Annotated in this window: 13 protein-coding genes; all 13 read right to left on the bottom strand. The window is 39.0% G+C overall.

The window, feature by feature from the left end:
- Window position 1: 1 nt before the first annotated feature.
- The gene (locus ACVC43_RS06805) at window positions 2-4,447 is read right to left on the bottom strand and encodes a CusA/CzcA family heavy metal efflux RND transporter (RefSeq protein ID WP_144665616.1); all 4,446 of its coding nucleotides are present in this window, start codon (window positions 4,445-4,447) and stop codon (window positions 2-4) included.
- Window positions 4,448-4,565: 118 nt separating this feature from the next.
- Window positions 4,566-4,883, bottom strand: coding sequence for a DUF6660 family protein (locus ACVC43_RS06810; RefSeq protein ID WP_144665618.1), 318 nt, complete (start codon window positions 4,881-4,883; stop codon window positions 4,566-4,568).
- Window positions 4,884-4,929: 46 nt separating this feature from the next.
- A complete protein-coding gene (locus tag ACVC43_RS06815; RefSeq protein WP_144665620.1) occupies window positions 4,930-6,672 on the bottom strand; it encodes an efflux RND transporter periplasmic adaptor subunit in 1,743 nt (580 codons plus the stop codon).
- 1 nt (window position 6,673) lies between these two features.
- Window positions 6,674-7,162, bottom strand: a complete 489-nt coding sequence (locus ACVC43_RS06820) for a DUF305 domain-containing protein (protein WP_144665622.1) — start codon at window positions 7,160-7,162, stop codon at window positions 6,674-6,676.
- Window positions 7,163-7,182: 20 nt separating this feature from the next.
- Window positions 7,183-7,893 carry a PepSY domain-containing protein gene (locus ACVC43_RS06825; protein ID WP_452223818.1) on the bottom strand — a complete coding sequence of 237 codons (711 nt, stop codon included), beginning with the start codon at window positions 7,891-7,893 and terminating at the stop codon, window positions 7,183-7,185.
- A gap of 4 nt (window positions 7,894-7,897) precedes the next feature.
- Window positions 7,898-8,482, bottom strand: coding sequence for a DUF2911 domain-containing protein (locus tag ACVC43_RS06830; protein WP_144665626.1), 585 nt, complete (start codon window positions 8,480-8,482; stop codon window positions 7,898-7,900).
- A gap of 13 nt (window positions 8,483-8,495) precedes the next feature.
- Window positions 8,496-11,009, bottom strand: coding sequence for a heavy metal translocating P-type ATPase (locus ACVC43_RS06835; protein WP_144665628.1), 2,514 nt, complete (start codon window positions 11,007-11,009; stop codon window positions 8,496-8,498).
- A 1-nt stretch (window position 11,010) separates the two neighbouring features.
- Complete coding sequence (locus ACVC43_RS06840; protein WP_144665630.1) at window positions 11,011-11,304, bottom strand: phosphoribosylpyrophosphate synthetase; 294 nt, start codon at window positions 11,302-11,304, stop codon at window positions 11,011-11,013.
- A gap of 79 nt (window positions 11,305-11,383) precedes the next feature.
- A complete protein-coding gene (locus ACVC43_RS06845; protein ID WP_144665632.1) occupies window positions 11,384-11,875 on the bottom strand; it encodes a YybH family protein in 492 nt (163 codons plus the stop codon).
- Between the two features lie 18 nt (window positions 11,876-11,893).
- Window positions 11,894-12,442, bottom strand: coding sequence for a potassium channel family protein (locus ACVC43_RS06850; protein ID WP_144665634.1), 549 nt, complete (start codon window positions 12,440-12,442; stop codon window positions 11,894-11,896).
- A gap of 148 nt (window positions 12,443-12,590) precedes the next feature.
- On the bottom strand, window positions 12,591-13,046 hold the full coding sequence (locus ACVC43_RS06855; RefSeq protein WP_144665636.1) for a heme-binding domain-containing protein: 456 nt from the start codon (window positions 13,044-13,046) through the stop codon (window positions 12,591-12,593).
- On the bottom strand, window positions 13,047-13,637 hold the full coding sequence (locus ACVC43_RS06860; RefSeq protein ID WP_144665638.1) for a DUF3347 domain-containing protein: 591 nt from the start codon (window positions 13,635-13,637) through the stop codon (window positions 13,047-13,049).
- A gap of 25 nt (window positions 13,638-13,662) precedes the next feature.
- Window positions 13,663-16,029 (bottom strand): multicopper oxidase domain-containing protein, encoded by a 2,367-nt coding sequence (locus tag ACVC43_RS06865; protein ID WP_144665640.1) that lies wholly within the window; start codon window positions 16,027-16,029, stop codon window positions 13,663-13,665.
- Window positions 16,030-16,062 lie beyond the last annotated feature (33 nt).

Here is a 16,062-nt window from a genome sequence, read left to right on the forward strand (position 1 = left end):
TTTAGTTTTGGAAATATTGTAGTTCAAACAAGGCTTTTAAATAATTATCGAGTGCATCTAGCGCATCCATTTCAGTCTGGATGGCATCCCTGATGATTTGTGTGAATGCCGCATAGTCCAGCGCTCCTTCTTTATATGCCAGCAACGCACCCTTTCGCTGGTCTATGGCAAGCGGCAGCGCTTCGGTTTTATAGAAAAACCAAGTGTCCCGCCATCGCACATAATTTTGCATCGCTTGTGTATATTGAGATTGTAACTCACGCTGTTTATAGGCTGCATCGGTTTCTGCAATCTGTGTATCCAGTTTTGCAGCTTTTGCGCGGCTGCGGTCTGGGCCAGAAAACAGCGGAACGGTAATACCCACTTGATAGGTGTAGAAACCGCTATCGCCATTTACTCGTTGCAGACCACCTTGCAGATTGAACTTGGGCAATAGATTTACCCTTGCTGCATCATAGCTTGCCTGTGCTTCGTCTATACGCTTTCGCGAAAGCGATAATTCGGGATGATCATTCAATATTTCAACTGTCTCTGAAATCGAAATTTCATCAGCTTCCAATTCATCAGTAACGGTGTACATCGTATCTGGTGTCAACCATAGGTTGAGTTTTTGAAGAGCGATCAAATAGTCTGTTTCTGCCTGTTGAAATTTATTATTGACCCGCAAAGCTTGATTGCGCGCAGCATCATATTCCAGCCTTGAAATGGCTTCCACTTCATAATTGAGTTCTACAGATTGTGCAAACTGATTGTAAATACTGTCCAATTCTCGGTACAAGAGGAACTTCTTTTTTGCCTGAAAACCTTCTGACCAGGCTTTTTTAACTTCCCGTTCTACCAGGATTTTAGAAAGGTCAAATGCCGTTTGTGCCAACTCGATCCGTTGTTGTTGTAAACGTTCCTTGGCACCTATTCCCAGTAGATCAATATTCTGCTGTCCGATGCCTATCAAGGTATAAATGCCCTGACCATTGGCTACTTCCTCACCACCAGTAAATACCTGTGTATTTCCGAAATCATAAGCATTGCCTGTGAGTGCATTCTGTCTTTCAATTTCGAGTTGGCTCGTTTTAAGTACAGGGTAATTCTCTTTGGCAATTTCAACCGCTCGTGATAGTGTGATGGGTATGATACTGTCCTGAACAATACTATCCTGCAAAGGTGCTTGTGATTGTTTCGCTTTTTCTTCGACTGCTCTCTGGGCAGATGCCCAAGAGGTACCACCTAACATAAAACCAAGTATCAAAATTGTAGTCAACGCTTGCGTATTAAACGAACCAATCTTTTTCTGGTCTTTGCGCTCGCGTCTCTTTTCTATAAACGTATAGAGCACGGGAAGAACGACCAACGTGAGTAGCGTCGCTGTAAGCATACCACCGATAACCACTGTAGCTAGTGGTTGCTGCACCTCTGCACCAGCAGATGTGGAAAACGCCATAGGTAAAAAGCCAAAGATATCTGTAGTAGCCGTGAGCATAATGGGACGAATACGTTCTTTAGTCCCTTTAAATATTCTATCCTTTATACTTACGACACCTTCTTCTTTTAAAGAATTGAATCGGTTAATAAGTACCAGCCCGTTGAGAACTGCGACACCGAATAGCACAATAAATCCTACACCCGCCGAAATACTAAAAGGCATATCTCTCAACCATAAGGCAAACACACCACCGATGGCCGCCAAGGGTATCGCGATGTAAATCATTAAAGATTGTGAAAAGGATTTTAGAGCAAAGTACAGCAGTATGAATATTAAAAACAGAGCGATAGGCACAACGATTATCAAACGATCCTTTGCACTTTGCAGATTCTCAAATTCGCCACCATAGGTAATATAATAGCCCGATGGCAGATCCAGTTCTTCATCTAATCTTTTCTGAATGTCTTTTACTACAGATTCCACATCCCTTCCTCGAGCATTTACACCTACATAGGTTCTTCTATACGTATTATCACGTGAGATTTGCATAGGTCCAGGCACGTATTCAATCTCGGCTATTTCGATAATGGGCACCTGATTTCCATCCTTAAGATCGATATACATATTGCGCAGGTCATCAATACTTTTTCTATGGCTTTCATCAAATCGTACCACGAGGTCAAATCGTTTCTCGCCCTCAAAAATGACACCAGCCGTACCACCTGCAAATGCAGTACTTATGTAATCATTGACTTTTTGAATATCCAGTCCATATTGCGCCATTTTATCTCGCCTAAATTTTACGGTCATCTGTGGTAATCCAGCTGTACGTTCTGCACTCACATCGCCAGCACCAGGAACAGTCTGTATAATAGCTGCCATTTCCTGAACCTTTTTTGACAATACCTCTAAATCTTCGCCATAAAGCTTTACCGCAATGTCTTCTCTCACACCTTCTAAAAGCTCGTTAAACCGCAGCTCTACAGGTTGAGTAAATACTAAATTCACACCCACGAGTTCTTCATTCAATTTATCTCTAATGGCATCTATCAAACCTTCTTTAGTAGAGGCGGTTGTCCAGTCATCCATATCCTTATTAAGGATGATGTACATATCTGCAATGTCCATAGGCATAGGATCTGTAGGAATATCTGCTACACCTATACGTGCTGTGACTGTTTTAATTTCAGGGAAATTATCTAATAGAATGTTTTCTATTTTTTTGGAAACTTCAATGGATTCTGACAGCGAACTTCCTGGTCTTATGAGGGCCTGCATTGCTAGATCTCCTTCATCGAGCTGCGGCACAAATTCTCCACCCATATTAGAAAAGATAAAACCTGCGATGACAAGTAAAACTGCCGCGGCTGATAAAACGATTAGTTTCAGCTTAAGTGCTCCCTTTAACAATGGCATATATGCACTATGAACAGCACCTATTATTTTATCACTTATTTTTTCGAGCCAGCGCTCAAACCTACCGAACCAGTTTTTGGTATTTTGTACTGGTTTCATAAAAAGCGCAGACATCATAGGCACATAAGTAAGACAAAGAATAATGGCACCTATCATTGCAAACCCAAAGGTGTATGCCATAGGTTTGAACATTTTACCTTCTACACCTGTAAGAAAAAGTATGGGTGTAAAAACTATGAGAATAATGATTTGTCCAAAAAAAGCAGAACCCATCATTGTGCTTCCCGCTTCATAGGCTACTTTATCCATTATGTCTTGATTGAATTTTAACTTGCCAGACCTAATTCGTTTTTGGATCTCATACACCGTTCCTTCTATAATAATCACTGCACCATCTATGATGATTCCAAAATCAATAGCTCCCAAACTCATTAAGTTTGCCCATACATTAAACTGCTTCATCAGGATAAAGGCAAAAAGTAAGGACAGTGGTATGGTCGTGGCTGTTATGATTCCGCCTCTTAAACTACCCAGCAATAAAACAAGGGCAAAAATCACAATCAAGGCACCTTCTAGTAAATTGGTTTTAACCGTATCTGTAGTTCGCGCAATTAGCTCGCTACGATCAATTATTGGGACGATGCTTAGTCCTTCTGGCAGGGATTTTTCAATTTCTGCCATACGATTCTTCACATTTTGAATGACTGCATTAGGATTAGAACCCTTAAGCATCATTATAATACCACCAACAGCTTCCTTACCGTCCTGTGTAAATGCACCATAACGCACTTGATTCCCAAAATGGACACGCGTTGCCACATCTCCAATAGTTATAGGAACATTACCTTCATTAGTAATCGAGATATTCTTAATGTCCTCCAAAGAGCGAATTAGACCTTCGCCTCTTATGAAATTTGACATTTTATTTTTTTCTATATAGGCGCCACCAGTATTGACATTGTTCATAGCAAGAGATTCATACACTTGTGAAATGCTGATGCCCATACTGTTTAACTTCTCTGGATCTACAGCAACCTCGTACTGTTTAATACTACCGCCATAAGAGTTAACTTCTACCACACCTTCCAGCAAAGTAAGTTGTCTTTTGATAACCCAGTCCTGCACGGTGCGCAGTTCCATAGGCGAATACTTAGTTTCAAAACCTTCTTCTGGTTTTATGGTGTATTCATAAATTTGACCTAACCCAGTGGAAATAGGACCCATAGACGGACTTCCAAATTTTTCAGGAATGGATTCGCCCAATTCATTAAGTTTTTCCCCTACCAGCTGTCGAGGAAGATAAGTCCCCATATCGTCTTCAAAAACGATGGTTACTACAGAGAGTCCAAAACGTGAGATAGATCGTATTTCGGTAACGCCTGGCAAATTACCCATAGATAATTCTACCGGATAGGTTACAAACTGCTCGATATCTTCCGTTCCCAGATTGGGCGATTGTGTGATGACCTGTACCTGGTTATTGGTAATATCTGGCACAGATCCAAGATTTACTGTTGCCATAGACCAAATACCGACTCCTATAAGAGTTAAGGTAAACAAGCCAATAATAAATTTATTATTGATTGAAAAATCAATGATTTTATTAATCATTTAATTGTGGTATTAATTCAGTTAATAAATGGGTGTACGCTTTCGCGAAAGCGAAAACAAATAATATCTCCCAAAGGGAAACATTACAACAGGATATAGCTATCCTATAAAAACTGAATTATGCCCGTGGTGGTTGTAATAGGGAAAGGGAAATATCCTTGCCTATACTGTCAAAATAAACCGTAGAAAGTTTATAGTCTGCTGGATGGTAAAGGTCTAAGATATTTAACCCAAAATCCAACGTGTGAACGTGACAGCAGTGACAATGACAAAAAGGAGAACACATATCAAGTAGATTGTGGTCGTGATCGCCTGTATCACTTTGTGAAAATTCTATTTGCGTGCTATCCTCAGAAGAGTCAACATTTGCATCACTGCAAGGCGCAAAATTAAGCGCAAGCAGATAAAATGAGAATATGAGCGTAAAGATTTTCACAATACAAAGATAACAGAATTATAATGCAACTGGTGTGCAAAGGTTTTTATTTGATTTCCTCAATCACACTACCACAAGTAAGCATTGCATCGCCATAATAGGGATTGCGTATATCCTTCTCAGCACTTAGCCAAACTGCGCCTTTATTATTATTTGCCATTGGGCATTTCTGAACATATAGCATCGCATCAGTTCCATTTATATTCATCGCAATGGGCACCATATTTTCATTTAATATCACAAAATGGTCACGTTGATTTTCCAGATTGTCATTCGCTGAAATGGCATCGAGCATTTCGACACTTTTCTTGATATGTGATTGTTCCATACTACCGAGACTTTTAATATCTGCGGACTTTAAGGATACTGATGTCGCTTTCGCGAAAGCGGAAACCTGATTTGCATCGCTCGCTACCAAAGCATCTTTCATCTGTAAATAAGGCTTGAGCGCTTGTTTAAATTGCCTTTGAAAATTCTCTGAAAATTCCATTTCCATTTCAGACATTGGCATCATAGCATCCTCTTTCTTTCCCTGATTCATCATAGAGTTTTTGCCTTGTAGCTGTGCTGCTGCGTCTACCGTAAAGGTTCCGTTGGTCACAATCTCATCGCCATTTTGTAAGCCCTCTGTTACAGCATAATTTTCGCCATTACGATTTCCGATGGTTACTTCACGCATTTCAAAAACGGGTTCGTTGGGATTGGTTTTTATATAGACCAATGAGCGTTCGCCTGTCCACATTACGGCACTTGCAGGAACTGTTATCACTTCGTTAGTCATCATCATTTCCCCTTTGAGCTTACCCGTTACAAACATTCCTGGTTTAAAGAGGTCATCTGTATTTTTTAGTGTTGCTCTTACGGTAACCGTTCTCGTTGCATTGTTTAGTATGGGGTCAATAAAAGAAACCGTGGCGTCAAATTCTTTATTGGCGTAGGCATTGGTTACTACCTTTATTTTCTGACCTACTTTTAAATCTGAAATTTGATTTTCATAGGCATCAAATTCTGCCCAGACCGAATTCAAATTGCTTACTTTCAAAATGGGCTGACCTTGTTTTACATAGTCGCCTTCACGTGCCATCACTTCTGAAACAGTACCTGAAACGCTCGCATAGACAGGAAAGTTATCGCGTACTTTTCCTGAAGTTTCAATCGCATTAATTTGGGCTTCTGAAAGTTTCCATAGTTTCAATTTGTTGCGTACAGCTTTATACAATTCAGGCTGCGATTCTTTCAATGAAGCTGTTGTGAGCAATTCTTGTTGTGCAGCGACCAGATTTGGCGCATAAATGGTGGCTAGCAATTGACCACGATTTACTTTTTGACCTTCATAATTGACATTCAGACGCTCGATACGCCCATCAAAATAGCTTGCTTGTACGGCATTGTTTTCTTCGTTGGTGGCGATTTTGCCAGAAAGCGAAATCATTCCATCGTCTTCAGACATAGTGCCATTACCCACAATAGTAGTTTGAATGTTGGCCAGTGCCATTGCGTTCTCTGTCATTTTAATCTCATTAACTGCAAGACCATCTGCACCAGATTCAGCAGGTATCAAGTCCATTCCACATATAGGGCAGTCGCCTGGTTCGGGCTGCATAATCTGTGGGTGCATTGAGCAGGTCCACATTTGGTTTGGCGACTCGCCAGAATGGTCGTGGGTATCTGACATTTCAGAAACGTCCTTGTTTGCATTTGCTTCACTACCGGAATTACCAAAAATAAGCCAGCCTGCCAGTAGTCCCACGATTACTGCAATTCCTATATATAAAATGTTCTTATTCATACTATTTTTTGTTTTGTAAACGTTCAATCATTGCATTCATCTCTTCAATCTCCTTACGTTGTGCTTTGATAATCTCCTCTGCAAGTTTTTTTACTTCTGGATCTTGTATATCTGCACGCTCACTTGTCAGTATTGCTATTGAATGGTGTGGTATCATTGCTTTCATCCAGAGTATATCGCCTACGGTAGATTTTTGCTCACGCACTAATCCTAAAGCTCCAAGAAACAACACAACACTACCTACTAGAATAGCTATATTCTTCTTCTTATTTTTATACATATTAAGCATAAATAATAGCATTATTACAGCCATAGTAGAAATACCTAAACAGACCATATAAAATCGAGTAAGACTAAATCTTACGTGATCAAATTCATAAGTATTTAAATACATTGTAATGTACATTGCTATAAATGATGCTCCCAGCATCAAGAAAAACTTAGTGTACTGGCTCATTCCTTCTTTGTTGTTGTGTTCGTTTGAATTCATAATAGTTTATTTTAAAGTAATTATTTACGTTTTGTTTTAATGATTTTTTTAATTGTGGGTGAACTTGTGTACCAAAGTAGAAATCCACTTAACACCGTTATCAAGCCTAAAAGCGAAAAAGCCCTTAGCACAATTGTATTAAAATTGTCTCGACCTTGATAGTCCATAGTATGCGTCATCCAAAGAAAATCGAACCAACGCCAATCGCGATGACGTACGGTTTGAAAAGCTCCATTCTCAATCGCCACATAGGCTTTTAAATTTTCATCGGTTTTATATGAAATCTCATAAGCCGGTAATGGTCTTCCACGGTACTCGTGGTGGTCGCCTACAGATTCAATCCGTTGTATTTGGTCAAATTCTAAATCGGCCAACATATAGCGTTCTGCTACTTTGATTGCTTCTTGTTCTGTGAGTTCCTTTTTCTTTGTTCCTGTAAGTGCATTGTAAAGCACAGTCTCATTAATCCAATAATAGGGCGCATCCGCTATTTCAAGTAATTCTAATGATTGAATCGGTTCCTGAATATTTAGTTGAGAACTTCCCAGTAAATCTGAAAATGCAGTTTGTTCAGGAATCTCTTTTTTGAAATGGTCGCCGTGAATCTCATCAATATCTGTCCAGCTGAAATACATTCCACTAATTGTCCACATCAAGAACTGAATACCTAAAAAGATACCCAGATAGCGATGCGCTTTTCTTATTTTAAGTACTGTTTTTCTTTTGACCATTTTATTATACTTCAAAAGGAAATTCAACAAGAACCTTTTCCCAACTCAAGCTAATTGTTCCTGAATCATTGGTAGTCTTTGTTACCTTGTATTCTAAATGTTCCTTGATTTCTTCGGAAATTTTTGGGGTTACTTTAAATCTCATCACATCATCTTTCTCATTATATTCATCTTTACCGTGCTGGTTCCAGTTGGAATTAAAAATAATTGTCCATTCCTCTTGATTCGGAATAACAAAGAACCCGTATTTCCCTGCCTTCAACTCTTTACCATCAATGGTCAAATCCTTATTGGTTTCTATCCAAGTGGCCATATGTGCGCCCGCTTGCCAAACGGTATTATAAGGAAGTAAACCGCCAAAAATGATACGTTTACGAACTCCTGGGGATGAATAATCAATATGAATATGCGCATCGCCCACCATCGCCATTGCGCTTGTATGCGGACTCAATGGTTTTTTCTTAGCAGGTTCTGCACTTGTTGAATTTTGCTCTGTTTTTTCGGTAATGGGCAATTCTTGTGCTTCCTTTGAAGTTTCTTTACAAGAAGCTAAAAGGATAATACATAATAGAATAATACTGTTTTTCATTATATAGGATGGTTTAGTTAATTGATTTTGTTCTGAGTCTAAGTGCGTTTGCTATTACAGAAACTGAACTAAAACTCATTGCCAAAGCCGCAATCATAGGCGATAATAGAATTCCGAAAATTGGGAATAATACACCTGCCGCAATCGGTACACCCAGCGTGTTGTATATCATAGCAAAAAATAGATTTTGTTTTATGTTACGCATAACTTTGTGGCTAAGGTTTCTTGCTTTCACGATACCGTGCAAATCGCCTTTTACAAGCGTAATCATCGCACTTTCAATAGCGACATCGGTTCCTGTACCCATTGCGATACCTACATCACTTTTTGCGAGTGCTGGTGCGTCATTGATACCATCGCCCGCCATTGCGACCACTTTACCCTGTTCCTGTAATTTTTTGACTTCTTCTAACTTGTTTTCCGGTAACATTCCCGCTTTGAAGTCGGCGAGATTGAGTTCGCTGGCTACTGCTTGGGCGGTGTCGTGATTATCTCCAGTGAGCATTATTACTTCAATGCCCTTATCCTGTAACTCTTTGATTGCCTTGGCACTCGTTTCTTTTATTTTATCGCCAATAACCACATAGCCTGAAACTTCGCCATCAATGGATAAATACGAAACCGTTTTTCCCTGTTTCTGAAAAGACTGTGCTTCGCTCTCCATTTCAGATGATAGCTTGGCATTGGCGTACTCCATCATTTTGGCATTTCCTAAATCGAGCTTCTTGCCATCAACTGTTCCTTCCACACCTTTTCCTGTAATTGCACTAAAGTTTTCGGTTTTTGATATTTCGACATTCTGCTCTTTTCCATATTTCACGGTAGCTTCGGCAAGGGGATGCTCACTGGAACTGTTTAGGGATGCGATAAGATGTAGAATTTCGCTTTCGCGAAAGCGAGATTCATCAAACGACCCAACTTTCTCAACCGTAGGTTTTCCTTCGGTAATGGTTCCGGTCTTATCTACGATAAGGGTGTCCACTTTGTCCATTTTCTCTAAGGCTTCGGCATTTTTAATCAAGACACCATTTTGTGCTCCTTTACCAACACCTACCATAACGGACATAGGCGTTGCCAATCCCAATGCGCAAGGACAGGCAATAATCAATACGGCAATGGCATTTACCAACGCATAAACATAAGCTGGCTCTGGACCCCATATTGCCCAGACAATGAAAGTGATGACCGCAATGATAACCACTACAGGTACAAAATATCCTGAAACGGTATCTGCCAATTTCTGGATAGGGGCGCGACTGCGACTGGCATCGTTTACCATATGTATGATTTGGGAAAGCAAGGTGTCGCTACCTACTTTTTCGGCTTCCATCAAGAAAGACTGGTTCCCGTTAATGGTACCGCTACTCACTTTATCATTTACATATTTATTAACTGGAATAGGCTCTCCCGAAATCATTGATTCATCTACTGTAGTTTCTCCTTCGATAATTTTGCCATCCACAGGAATTTTATCTCCTGGCTTCACACGTAGTATATCTCCTTTTTCAATCTGGTCTATGGAAACTTCTTCTTCATTTCCATCAACTACGCGTACAGCTTTGTTGGGTGCAAGTTTTAATAATTCTTTGACTGCTGAATTAGTTTTGCTATGCGCACGGGCTTCCAAAACTTGACCCATCAATACCAGCGTTAGAATAACAGTAGCGGCTTCAAAATACACGTGAACCGCACCAGATTCTGTTTTAAACTGTTCTGGAAAAAAGTCTGGAAACAGCATCCCAAAAACACTAAAGAGCCACGCCACGCCTGCACCTATACCGATTAAGGTGAACATATTGAGATTCCACGTTTTGATACTTCGGTAGGCACGTTCAAAGAACATCCAAGTGGCATAAAACACTACTGGAATGGAAAGGCCAAATTGAATCCAGTTCCACCATTTCTGTTCCATTACATCGTATAGCGGATTGTTTGGAATCATCTCACTCATAGCGATTAAGAAAATAGGAAGCGTAAAAGCTACCGCTATCCAAAATTTCTTAATCAACTTATTATATGTTTTCTCTTCGGCAGATAAATCAGGTTCCATCGGCACTAAATCCATTCCGCAAATTGGACAAGCTCCAGATTCATCCTTGATGACTTCTGGATGCATAGGGCACGTCCATTGCTCTGAAGTCGTTGCTGACAAATTTTGCTCTTCGACTAAATCCATTCCGCAGACTGGGCAGTCGCCTGGCTTGTCGTAGGTTTTATCTCCTTCACAATGCATTGGGCAATAGAAAGTTCCTCTAACTTTCCCATTAGGTTTTTGCATTTTCGCGGAAGCGGAATCATCTTTATGATGATGCTCGCCTGATTTGTGAATACTGTACGTACCGCCATCTTCTTTCAATGCTTTCTGAAATGTTTCGATAGAAATATGAGATTCCATTTCGATGGTCGCCTCTTCTTTTTCTAAATTAACCGAAGCATTGGTCACACCTTTCACTTTTGAAAGTGTCTGCTCAACGTGATTTCGGCAACCGTTGCAGGTCATTCCTTGTATTTGATAGGTGTGTTTCATTTTATCTTAATTTTTTTCGCATTGATTCGGAAATATTTTCTGCATAGACGCCATAGGCATCGACCAATAATCCCTTCATCCCATTTTTTGATGAAATAGCATACAGAACGCTGTTGTCATCAGTACTGCTCATTCCTTCAAAGCGATGCATCTCATCTACATCAAAATCTTCTGGATGTAATTTTAGCTTTAGCGCATTACATTCAATGTGTCCCGAACATAAATTAAAATCATTTGTATAACCTTGCTCTTGCAAATAAGTCATTGTTTCAGAAAGCGTATCAAAAGTTTGCATAAATGCTTTAGAGTTTTAGGGATTTATTAATGCTATATTTAATTCTCAATTCATATAATCATAACAAAAGAGCATTATACTATTGGTTCAATTTTTTAAATGAAGTATGAGAGTGTATGATTTTCCATTCACCATCTATTTTTTCTAAAATAGAAGTCGCAGCTCCTTTACTTCTAATGGTTCGTTCCTTAGTTCCTTTACCTTCGTCTGTTTTTAAAACTATGGTATACAGGTAATTTTCAGTTGTATAAGCATAGGGTAAATTCACATTTACATCAATATTATAATCTGAAAATGTAAAACTTTTAAAGTGACTCAATTCTGGACCCAAATGACCATTTATATACTCTGTATAAGTCCCTTCCACTTTACCTTGTTCAAAAATAGTAGCGTCCTGAGTAAAAAGCTCGAACGTCCCGTCGGTAGTTAGATTATGAATGGCATCTTTATACGATTTCATAACTTTTAAAATCGCTTCCTTTTCTGTATCCGCATTTGTATTTTGACTATAGACTTGACTACTTGCAAATAGCAATAGGGTTAAAAATGTTGTAAGTTTCAATATTTTCATACTTTTAGTTTTTAAGGGTTATTTATTTACTCTTATTCTATTCACATTTGCAATTCCAAATACCAACACGAAAAATCTAAGTAATATCTCAAGCGTTACTAAAATTTTTGCTGGAATCGTAATTGGAACTATATCTCCAAAGCCCACAGATGAAAATGTGACAAGACTGAAATAGGATAAATCGAAAAATTTCGAGAGTCCATTTTCACCGACACTATTATTTATTTTGAAATGTGTAGCATCCAAAAATTGCAATGCTGTAAAATCTATTGCAAACGACAAAATAACTAACAAAATCAAATATCCAAACAAGACCAGTACGTGGCTCAATAGATGGCTCTGACCAATTATCTTCATTAGTTGGCTAAGGGATAAGGCTATAATGAATCCTATCTTTAGTAATGTTAATGACAGAAGGATAATTATAGCATAAGACTCTTCCATAGTAGGTAGCGCATACAGTTTGATTATTGAAGCAATAACAAGCACCAATAGAACATACCTTGAGCTATTGAAAAGCTGCCGATAAAACGCTCCTGTGGTTTCTATGTCTTTTTTTTTATCCATACATTTTCACGTAACTCTAAGTTTTCATTGTAGGTCTCTGCTTCAATAGCATTTTACTATTTCTTTAAGCATATATATTGTGCCTGAAAAGGGAAGGGTTCTAACTAACCAACCATCAATGAAAAAATTCCCTTCCCGTATCAGGACTTTACTCTAAATCATCTTTTAAAGTTTTCATATAGTTCAATACTGTTTCCTTTTCCTCTTTTGAGAAAATAGCGTCCCTATGAATGAGCGTGTAGCTATCTAAGGGCATCTCGCCGTTTTCTATCTGCTTAATGATAGAGCGCAGTTTACTCTTCTTTCTTCTGTCTGAATAGTTGTCCCATTCGTTAAAATTTAATTCTGCTTTTCCTTCTTTAATATGGTCTTCCAAAAACCAAGCTGCTGGCTGAATTTTGCTGTACCAAGGATAAACTGTGTTATTGCTATGGCAATCATAGCAGGACTGCATTAATTGATTCTCAATTTCAGACGGCACTTTATTTACCAAGACAAAATCAGTTTCAGGTGTCGTATAGCTTTCATTTTTATCCGTCGGAAAAAACTGAATTACAACAAGAGCACCTAATGCTATCCACGCTATGATTTTTAAAACTTTCAATTAGTTTATTTCTCGTTGTACTTTACCGCATTTTAACATCTGGCTACCATAATAGGGATTACGCACTTCCTCTTTTGTACTCAACCAAGCTGTACCACCATCATACATTGGGCAAAATTGTTCGTAGAGCTTTTTATCCGTTCCGGTAATGGCTACCATATCGGTAACGTCCTTACTCAAAATCTTAAAATGCTCTCGTTGATGCTTGATATCGCTTTCGCCAATATGCTCTGCGTGCTCTGTGGCATCTTCAATAATGTCTTTCAATTCACTTTGTTCATTATCAGAATAGTTGGATGCATCAAAAGCTTTCAGTGATTTCGCTAATGTGTTACCAAGCTCTTTTGCTTTGCCATTGTCATCGTTTACAAGCGCATCTTTTAAGTTGAAATAATCATTCAGGATTGCTTCTGCTTTTGCGTCTTGGTTGTCACTCATCGCCATATCGTCCTTGTCATCCATAGATTCTTGGTGCATCTCATTGCTCATCGGCGCAGCAGCCTCTTCTTTGTTTCCGTCTTTACAGGAAGCTGTTAAAATCATTGTGACAGCCAGTGCCATTGTACTCATTGTTCTTTTTACTGTTTTCATTTTCTTTGTTTTAAATTATTACTTTTTAAAATCGGGCTAAAAGGCCGCCACCCCAGCCATATCGGTTATTGTAATTTGCCTGTAACGAAAAGTTTCGGGATACGATATATGAGGCTCCCACCAGCCATTGCGTTTCCCCCTGATAGGATGTGTCTCCAATATCGTTCACCCAACCAAAGTCAGCTCGGTATTCGTATTCGCCTTCCAGAAAAATTCTCGGAAAAATCAAGAATTCCCTGTCCAGACGAATTCTTGGCCTTAGTTGGTGGTCCATACTGACATCCACATTAAAACGGTACGGTGTAAAATATTTTACACCCACCAAACCTACTGTATTGAAGGTATCATAAGAATCGGGTGTTGAAGTTTCTGTATTTACCCCTACATACAGGCGCACCCAATCATTCAGGTATCTGTTATAGTTTACTTCTGCTTCAAGATTTTTGTCATAATCAAACTCTGCCCTTAAACCAAAGCCATTTCGGATATTGCTTGACATCAAAAAGAGTTCATTAAAATTTGAGCCTGCACGCAACAATCCCCAAGAATAATAATGGTCTGTCTCATTGATAAGTTTCTGCATTGGATAATCTCTCATTCTTTCGTCCCTTGGTGTATCGTAACTAAACACACGGGCCATACCACCCATCATATGATATAATACGTGGCAATGAAAGAACCAATCGCCATATTCTTCGTTATAGAATTCTATGACCACCTTCTGCATTGGTGGTACATTGACGGTATGTTTTAATGGGGAACGTTCGCCATTTTCATTGATGACTCTAAAGTAATGTCCGTGCAAGTGCATTGGATGGTGCATCATCGTGAGGTTATTAAGTGTAATTCTGGTTACCTCGCCACCTTTTATATTTATCTTGTCGGTTTCTGATAATGGCACGCCGTTCATACTCCAAACATAGCGTTGCATATTGCCGGTTAGATTCAACAGGATGTCGTTTACTGGCAAATCATCTTTATAAGTAGTATTCTCTTTTGCTTTTAAAAAATCATAATTAAAATAGGTTTTACGAGTTTCGTAATCAAATGAGGAAGAATCCTTCTGCATCTTTGACATATCGTGCTGCATATGGTCTTTCATTTTATCTGAATCTCCTCTGTGATTCATTGCCATTGAGTCTTTTTTCATTCCCTTCGTATCATCCATCTTCATCTGATCGTTCATTTTGCTGTCTTTCATTGACATCTTATCTTGCATCCCCATTTTCATCTCGCCGTCTTTCATATTCATCTTCATTCCATACTTCTGCATTAAAACTTCAGGTGTATTCTTTTTTTTGTTTCCTACCATTGCAGGTGCACCCATTTTCATATCCATTTTGGCCATTTGCTTCATCATCGCTACCTTATCAGGTCTATCAATTCTTTTGGCTGGATAGAGAGTGCCATTACCTAATTGTATAGAAGTATGACCAGAGCCATCTTGAGCCGTAGCGGTAACCTCTAAAGTACCTTCGGGAATAGTAACGATAACATCATACGTCTCAGCTATACCAAAGAGAAATCTGCTTTTAGAAACGGGCTGCACATCAACACCGTCACTTGCAACTAACAATGGATTACCACCACCGAAATCTACCCAGTAGTAAGTAGAAGCCGAGGCATTGATAAAGCGAAGACGTACTTTTTCTCCTGGTTTAAATTCTGGATATTCGGCAAGTGATTTACCATTGCTCAAGAATGCGGGATAATAAATGTCTGCTATATCAGCACCTTCCATTCTATCGCGCCAGAACTTAAATTGTGCTCCCAAGGCACCTTCTTTGATGACTCTACTTAATGGAACTGCTGTTCCTTTTTTAACTTGATACCACTCATTCCCCCTTTTAAGGTTTCGCAATACATTCATTGGGTCCTCGTTGGTCCAATCAGATAGAACAACTACCAAATCTTTGTCATAATCCAATGTTTTTTCTTTAGGTTGAATGACTATTGAACCATAAACACCGCTTTGCTCCTGTAGCATCGTATGGGAATGGTACCAATAGGTTCCTGATTGATTAATAGGAATTCTATATTGAAATGTTGTACCGGGCTTTATTGGCGGTGTTGTTAAATACGGTACGCCATCATAAAAGTTGGGAAGTATCAACCCGTGCCAGTGTACTGAGGTTTCTTCATCCATTTTATTGGTTACATTAATGATGGCAAGGTCGCCTTCGTTAAATTCCAAAACCGGTCCAGGAATACTACCATTGATAGTCATTCCTTTAGCGGTTACACCTGCGAGTGTCATTTCATTTTCTTCAATGGTAAGGTTGTACTCTTTAACAGATCTTCCTTCTTCTTTTCTGTCTTGTCCGTTAGTTCCCACTTGGGCAAATACTGTTGAAGAAAATAGCAGTAGTGAAATAATTCTTAGCATTTTCATAGTTTTCTTAATGTTTTTGTTTAACAAAAATAT

It is taken from the genome of Lacinutrix chionoecetis (assembly GCF_053604665.1).

Coding starts and splice junctions, on each gene's coding strand:
- ACVC43_RS06845 (WP_144665632.1), bottom strand. CDS start 11,875: ATGAAAATATTGAAACTTACAACATTTTTAACCCTATTGCTATTTGCA.
- ACVC43_RS06835 (WP_144665628.1), bottom strand. CDS start 11,009: ATGAAACACACCTATCAAATACAAGGAATGACCTGCAACGGTTGCCGA.
- ACVC43_RS06805 (WP_144665616.1), bottom strand. CDS start 4,447: ATGATTAATAAAATCATTGATTTTTCAATCAATAATAAATTTATTATT.
- ACVC43_RS06820 (WP_144665622.1), bottom strand. CDS start 7,162: ATGAATTCAAACGAACACAACAACAAAGAAGGAATGAGCCAGTACACT.
- ACVC43_RS06840 (WP_144665630.1), bottom strand. CDS start 11,304: ATGCAAACTTTTGATACGCTTTCTGAAACAATGACTTATTTGCAAGAG.
- ACVC43_RS06860 (WP_144665638.1), bottom strand. CDS start 13,637: ATGAAAACAGTAAAAAGAACAATGAGTACAATGGCACTGGCTGTCACA.
- ACVC43_RS06830 (WP_144665626.1), bottom strand. CDS start 8,482: ATGAAAAACAGTATTATTCTATTATGTATTATCCTTTTAGCTTCTTGT.
- ACVC43_RS06825 (WP_452223818.1), bottom strand. CDS start 7,893: ATGGTCAAAAGAAAAACAGTACTTAAAATAAGAAAAGCGCATCGCTAT.
- ACVC43_RS06850 (WP_144665634.1), bottom strand. CDS start 12,442: ATGGATAAAAAAAAAGACATAGAAACCACAGGAGCGTTTTATCGGCAG.
- ACVC43_RS06865 (WP_144665640.1), bottom strand. CDS start 16,029: ATGAAAATGCTAAGAATTATTTCACTACTGCTATTTTCTTCAACAGTA.
- ACVC43_RS06815 (WP_144665620.1), bottom strand. CDS start 6,672: ATGAATAAGAACATTTTATATATAGGAATTGCAGTAATCGTGGGACTA.